Origin of the sequence: Propionivibrio sp. (genome assembly GCF_016790145.1) — a bacterium.
In the GTDB taxonomy this organism is placed as follows: Bacteria; Pseudomonadota; Gammaproteobacteria; order Burkholderiales; family Rhodocyclaceae; genus Propionivibrio.
Genome location: NZ_JAEUOI010000077.1, coordinates 1 through 3,466 on the forward strand (window position 1 = coordinate 1; position 3,466 = coordinate 3,466).

Sequence of the window (3,466 nt, forward strand, 5' to 3'; positions counted from 1 at the left end):
GGCATCGCTTGTTAGCCTGTGGAAAGTCGGCGCGGTTAGGCCACTCTGCGAAGCAGGAACCCGCCGAAGCGACTAAACGTGAGCTTGCTCATGCTTAGCGCCGTAGGAATCTCCGGCCTTCAGGCCGGGGAGGACGTCAAATTCCAGAACTCATTGATAGTCTCCGGAAAAAAGGCATTCAATGAGGCCCCATATCGCGCAAGCGATTATGCATCGGTGCTTTGCCGCAAGAGCTTCATTATCGGATGATGGTCAGCAACGCAGCAACGTAGCAACGTAGGTCGGGTTAGGCCGCAGGCCGTAACCCGACAATCGTCGGCTGTGGCATACATTACTGCCGTCGGGTTATGCTGCCAAGCAGATCCTCCTGGGGGACGCTACGCTAACCCGACCTACGTTTCTACGTTGCTCTAAACAATAAATGCCTCGGAATCTCAGAGAGACCCAGGCATTAATTTTCCTGATTAGCGCTAATCTTCAGCCAACGCTTGCCTAGCTCACGCCATGAGCCTTTCCATTGTTAGCCTGACACCTGTTAATCCTATCGGAGGGCAGGCGATCATGGCAAAGATGAACCGAGTTCAGTTTCAACCGGGCATGAGCTTGACGGAATTTCTGGAGCAGTATGGCACCGAGAGCCAATGCGAAGCGGCAGTGGAGAAAAGCCGCTGGCCCAACGGGTTTGTCTGCCCAGAATGCCAGGGAACGGGGCATTGTGTGGTGTGGCATGACCAGGTGAAAACCTTCCAATGCGCGGCCTGTCGCGAACAAACAACGCTGACCGCAGGCACGATCTTTCACGCGACCAAGCTGCCGCTGAGGAAGTGGTTCCAGGCCATGTACTTTCTGACCCAGACCAAGAATAACGTTTCGGCGCTGGAACTCACACGGCTGATTGGCGTCTGTTATCGAACCGCATGGCGCCTCAAGCACAAGCTGTTGCAAGTAATGACCGAGCGCGAGGCCCCGCGCCAGCTGGATGGGCGCGTTGAGATCGATGACGCCTATCTCGGGGGCGAGCTTTCTGGCGGCAAAGCGGGCCGGGGATCGGAAAACAAGGTTTCGTTCATTGCCGCCGTAAAGACGACTGACGATCACCATCCCCTTCTGGCCGTATTCTCTCGGGTGAAGACGTTCAGTTTGGCCGAGGTGGAAGCGTGGGCGACGAAACATCTGGCCGCCTCCGCCACGGTGGTCTCTGACGGATTGGCTTGTTTTACCGCAGTCACCAAGGCGGGGTGTCAGCACGAGCAGGAGGTGGTGGGCAAAAAACGCAAGAGCACCGACATGTCTTGTTTCCTCTGGGTCAATACGATTCTTGGGAATCTCAAAACAGCGATTAGCGGAACGTATCATTCATTCGATTTCGAGAAGTATGGCCATCGTTATCTTGCCGAGATGCAATATCGTTTCAATCGCCGCTTCGATCTGGCCGTTATCCTGCCTCGACTGCTTTGCGCTGCCGCAACCACGGGCAAGCGAACCGAGGCATGGCTGAGGCTGGCTGAAGATCAGCGCTAATCAGGAGAGGTTTTGCCCGGAACCCCTTGTGGCAAGGGGTTTCAGCGATTTGGTACGCCAACTTAAGACAGTTCGCGTGGGCGTACCTTGCTGTTACTGGCGGAGACGGAGTCCGTAGATTTGAATTCCAACGAAGTCCACATAAGTATTTTTTACCTATATTATTCAGCAGGTTATAACAGATACTCGTCCCCTACGGTTCATTGACGTCCACCACCATCCCATATAATATGTGGTATGGAATGTGGGATGAAAACCATGAAACCCGTTGGAAAGCATTTTGAAAAACGTCTTTCTGCCGTCCAGGTAAAAGCACTCAAAATACCGGGTCGTTACACCGACGGGAATGGCTTGTATCTTGTCGTCGAACCCTCTGGAAACAAGCATTGGGTGCTACGTACCATGGTGCAAGGAAAGCGCCGGGATATTGGCCTGGGTGGATTATCTACGGTCTCTCTCGCTGAAGCCAGAGAAGATGCCTACGCCAAACGAAAAATAGCCCGCCAGGGCGGCAACCCCATCGCCGAACGCCGGACGGAACGAAGAGTGATCCCGATATTTTCAGAGGCCGCTCTCCGGGTTCATGCCGAGCACTCTCCGTCCTGGAAAAATGCAAAGCATGCGGATCAATGGATAAATACCCTGTCCCAATACGCTTTCCCATTCATTGGCAATACGCCGGTAGATCGTATTGACACGCCTGAAGTACTCAAAGCGCTATCCCCTATCTGGCTGGCCAAACCAGAAACAGCCCGGCGTCTTCGACAGAGAATTGGAACAGTCCTTGACTGGGCAAAAGCCTCAGGCTTCAGAACCGGTGACAACCCCATCGAGGGGGTTGCCAAAGGCTTGCCCAAGCAAACAGACCGGGATAAACATCACGAAGCCCTGCCCTACGCCGACGTTCCCAACTTCATGATTAAGCTTCGGCGTGTCGATGCCGCAGAATCAATTCGGCTGGCTTTTGAGCTATTGATTCTGACAGCCACCCGAACCCGTGAAATTCTGGAAGCCACATGGTCGGAGATCGACGAAAGTAACCACGTCTGGATAATTCCGCCTGAGCGAATGAAGGCCACGCGGGAGCATCGGGTTCCTCTGATTCCACGCTGCATTGAAATCCTCAAGTCGGCCCGACAATTGTCGGGGGATAGCCTGTTCGTTTTTCCCGGCCGCACGGCGGACAAACCCTTGTCCAACATGGCTTTCCTGATGGTGCTCCGGCGAATGAATCTCAAGGTGACGGCCCATGGGTTCAGATCGTCGTTCAGGGACTGGACATCCGAACAGACCGGTTTCCCTCGTGATGTCTGCGAAATGGCTCTGGCCCATAGCATCAAGGACAAAGTTGAAGCCGCGTACCGGCGTGGCGATTTATTCGATAAACGTCGTGAGCTGATGACGGCGTGGTCTGTGTTTGCTTTATCGTCAAAAAACCATCCTGATCCACGGTCTATGGCGCCGACCGTATTAGGGTCGCAGCTCCAGGAAAATTAAGAAAGAGTGATAGCGCCCAGGTAGTCTTCAAGTGTCATGTGCTCACCAGCACTGATTGGAAAATCACCGTCCATTACGGCACCCTACCGAGAATCAGATGAAATCCATTATGAATGTACTTGACACGCTGTTTGGAAAACGCACGTCCGAAGAGGACACGCAAAATGGTCCGGCTTATGCAGAGCCGCTCAGTCGTCGCGATTTCACAAGGGCAGTTCCCTTGCTTCTGGCGTCCATTGCCAGGGATGACGCCCGCGCCATGGGCGCCTACGCGGCCATGTGCGCGCTTGGCCACGGGGTTAATAAGAATCCGCAAGAAGCGTATTGCTGGTTCCTTCAAAGCGCCACCCGAGGCGAAGTTTGTTCTCAAGTGGCCCTCGGGATGTGCCTTGCAGGCGGGGTAGGTACGCCCATGAACCGGAAGGAGGCAGCCTACTGGCTATACCGC

At 54.3% G+C, this 3,466-nt stretch carries 3 protein-coding genes; all 3 read left to right on the plus strand.

All coding sequences use genetic code 11. The features are described from left to right. Positions 1 to 561 precede the first annotated feature (561 nt). Entirely contained in the window at positions 562 to 1,521 is a 960-nt protein-coding gene (locus JNM42_RS06800) for an IS1595 family transposase (protein ID WP_294267927.1), read from the plus strand. 249 nt (positions 1,522 to 1,770) lie between these two features. After that, positions 1,771 to 3,018 carry a site-specific integrase gene (locus JNM42_RS06805; RefSeq protein WP_294267928.1) on the plus strand — a complete coding sequence of 416 codons (1,248 nt, stop codon included), beginning with the start codon at positions 1,771 to 1,773 and terminating at the stop codon, positions 3,016 to 3,018. Between the two features lie 97 nt (positions 3,019 to 3,115). Beyond that, on the plus strand, positions 3,116 to 3,466 hold a 351-nt coding region (locus JNM42_RS06810; protein ID WP_294267929.1), incomplete at its 3' end, for a hypothetical protein.

What these genes read in the sequence shown, in the direction of transcription:
- JNM42_RS06805 (WP_294267928.1), top strand. Translation starts at nt 1,771, where the DNA reads ATGAAAACCATGAAACCCGTTGGAAAGCATTTTGAAAAACGTCTTTCT.
- JNM42_RS06800 (WP_294267927.1), top strand. Translation starts at nt 562, where the DNA reads ATGGCAAAGATGAACCGAGTTCAGTTTCAACCGGGCATGAGCTTGACG.